Raw genomic sequence first — 3,251 nt, 5'->3', positions numbered from 1 at the left:
GGCTACCAAAGCCGGAATCCCAACATCGTCAAAACGCAGGCGGCAGCTATCTATGCGGCATTGCAGGCGGAGAACATTGCGTATCATATGCCTCCGGCAAGCTATGAAACCATGGGACAGCGGGTGCGGTTGCCCCATGCGGTGCTGGAGCAGAAATGCGGCACCTGTCTAGATCTGGCGGTGCTGTATGCAGCATGTCTGGAGGCTGTAGGACTGAATGGACTGTTGGTGTTCGTCAAGGGGCATGCCTTTGTCGGGGTGTGGCTGGAGGAGGAAACCTTTGCAGAGTGTGTGGAGGATGACATCTCTGCGCTGACCAAGCGCATGGCATCCGGCATTGACCAGCTGTACCTGGTGGAGTGTACGGATTGGATTGCAGGCAGATCCGTGGACTTTGATCATGCAGGCAAGCATGCGGCAGAGCATCTGGAGGATCCAGCGGCGTTCCAGTGTGCCATTGACGTGAGCCGGTGCCGGGGCAGCGGCATCCGTCCCATTCCCACCCGGATCAGTCAGGACGGTACCTTTGCCTCCGTGGATTACGGCATCCGGACGGAATCGGACATAACCGCTGCTCCCAAGCAGATCGACCTGGCACTGCACAATGCTGCCTCCCAGGAGCAGACCATAACCCGAAAGACCATCTGGGAGCGGAAGCTGTTGGATCTGAGCCTGCGGAACAGTCTTTTGAACTTCCGACCCACCGCCTCCAGCATTCAGCTGATGACGGCGGATCTCAGCAAGTTGGAGGATGAGGTGTCCCGGGGCGAGGACTTCAAAATCATGCCTGCCCCCAATGATTTTACCCTGACCCTGTCTGACAGCCGGATCTTCGAGATCGAAAACGAACGGGATCTGATCACCACCATTGCGGAATCCGAATTCAAAAACAAGCGGCTGCGCACTTTTATGGATGCTGCCGACCTGGAACGGATCCTCAAAAAGCTGCACCGACAGTCAAAGGTGAGTCTGGAGGAAAACGGCGCCAATACCCTGTATTTGGCTCTTGGGTTTCTGCGGTGGTTTGAAACGGATCAAAGCGAGCGCCCCAGGTATGCGCCACTGGTGCTGGTACCGGTGGATCTGGTTCGGAAGATTCAGGATCGCTCCTACTCTATTCGGATCCGGGATGAGGAAACCCAGATGAACGTGACGCTGCTGGAAATGCTGCGGCAGGATTTCGGCATCCGGATCAATGGGCTTAACCCTTTGCCGGAGGATGAAAGCGGCGTGAATTTGCCTTTGGTGTATCAGACCGTCCGGCAAGGCGTCATGTCTAAAAAACACTGGGATATTGAAGAAGTGGCATTTTTGGGACAGTTCTCCTTCAGTCAGTTTATTATGTGGAACGATATTCGCAGTCGGTCAGCGGATCTGGAACAAAGCAAGGTGGTATCCAGTCTGGTTTCCGGCAGCCTTGCCTGGGAACCGGAGCAGCTGTCCATGACGCCTGCCCAGTTGGATGCGCAGGTGTCCCCCTGTGACATGGCGGTGCCCACCAGTGCGGATTCCTCCCAGCTGGCGGCGATCTATGACGCATCTCGGGGGCAGAGCTTTGTGTTGCACGGCCCGCCCGGAACGGGCAAGTCCCAGACCATCACCAATATGATCGCCAACGCTCTGTACAACGGCAGATCTGTGCTGTTCGTGGCGGAGAAAATGGCAGCTCTGTCCGTGGTGCAGAAGCGACTGGCAGCCATTGGGCTAGACCCCTTCTGCCTGGAGCTTCACTCCAACAAGGCGCAGAAAAAGGCGGTGCTCAATCAGCTGGCGCATACCCTGGAGGTGGGGCGTATCAAGGCACCGGAGGATTACGACCGGGAGGCTACTCGGCTGCACAACCTGCGGCAGGAGCTGAATGGCGTGATGGAGGAGCTGTACCGGAAGCGTCCGGTGGGCATGTCCGTATACGATGCCCTGCTCATGCAGGAGGATTGTTCAGTGGAGATCCCAATGGATCCCGACTTTGTAGAAGCTGCGGATCCGGAGCAGTACACCGCCTGGACGGATGCCGTGCGCAAAACCGCCGTTGCAGGCCAGGCACTGGGGGGATACCGGAACAGTCCCTTGCAGCACTGCCGGATGCGGGAGTATACCCCGGAACTACGGCAGCAGTTTCTGGAGAATGCAGGTACTCTTGCAGCACAGGCACGGGAGAGCGGTCGGATCTATACAGCACTGGGGGAGGGCTTGCCTCTGGATGCAGCCGGCAGCCGTTATATGCTGCAGTTGCTGAAAACCGTTCTGGAGCGAAGCTGTGGACTGGAGACGCTGGTGTTTGATGCGGAGCTGGAGCAAACCCGTGGTCAGACAGAGGCCCTGTTGGAAAATGGTTCCGCATACACTGCCTTGAGTCGGGAGATCGCAGCGGAGTATGAGCCCAGTGTGCAGAGCTTTGACAGCGATACCGCATTGCTCCGGTGGAACCAGACCCAGCAAAAATGGTTCCTGCCCCGACTCATCGGCTCCAACAAACAGGTCAAGACTCTGGCGGCATATGCCAAACAGCCAGACCAGATCACCAAGGAAACCATTGCGGAGCAGTACCGCCGGTTGTCCGAATGCAGGCAGCGCCGGGAACAGCTGTCTGCCGCTCCGGCAGCGCTGACCAGTCGGTTCGGAAGCCTGTGGCTGGGAGAACAGACGGATTTTGCCGCCTTGCAGCAGGCATGGACGGATTCTATGGCTCTGCGGGAATGCCTGGCGCAGGCAGGCGCATACCGGGAACCGGCATGCCGTCTGACAGAGCAGCTGTTCCGGGATGCACAGTTCAGAAGCCGGATTGCAGCACAGCTGCCGGCAGCAGAGAATGCCCGGCGTGAGATGGAGGAAACCCTGTCCCGGATGCCTGTGGATCGGGCTGTGCTGGATGCAGCCGAGAACTGGTTTGTGACCCTGGAACAGCAGGCAATCGGCTGGGTTGGGGATATTGACAATCTGAAATCCCGGGTACTGCTGGAAAACAGTCTGGATGCACTGGAGCAGATGGGTTTGCAGCAGACAGTGGATGCTTATACAGCCGGACAGGTCACGGAGGAACAGCTTTTGTCCGGGTTCCGGCAGGGGGTATGCAGGGCGGTGATCTCTGCTGCCTTCCGCAGTGCCCCGGCTTTGTCCGGCTTCCAGGGGGAGCAGTTTGAGGACACAGTGAATCGGTATCGGGAGACGGCGGAACAGTTCCAGGAGCTGACGGTTCAGGAACTGGCGGCACGGCTGTCTGCAAAGATTCCTGCCACCTCTGCGGGCGCAGG

1 protein-coding gene is annotated in these 3,251 nt (G+C 58.2%); it reads left to right on the top strand.

The annotated features are described in order from the left end of the window. The coding region (locus QVO51_RS08815; protein WP_288168045.1) for a DUF4011 domain-containing protein at nt 1-3,251 on the top strand (3,251 nt) is incomplete at both ends.

This window comes from Ruminococcus sp. CAG:379 (assembly GCF_000434255.1).
In the GTDB taxonomy this organism is placed as follows: domain Bacteria; phylum Bacillota; class Clostridia; order Oscillospirales; family Ruminococcaceae; genus Ruminococcus_F; species Ruminococcus_F champanellensis.
The sequence above is the reverse complement of the archived record's forward strand: the minus strand, read 5'-3'. Positions and strand labels throughout refer to the sequence as shown.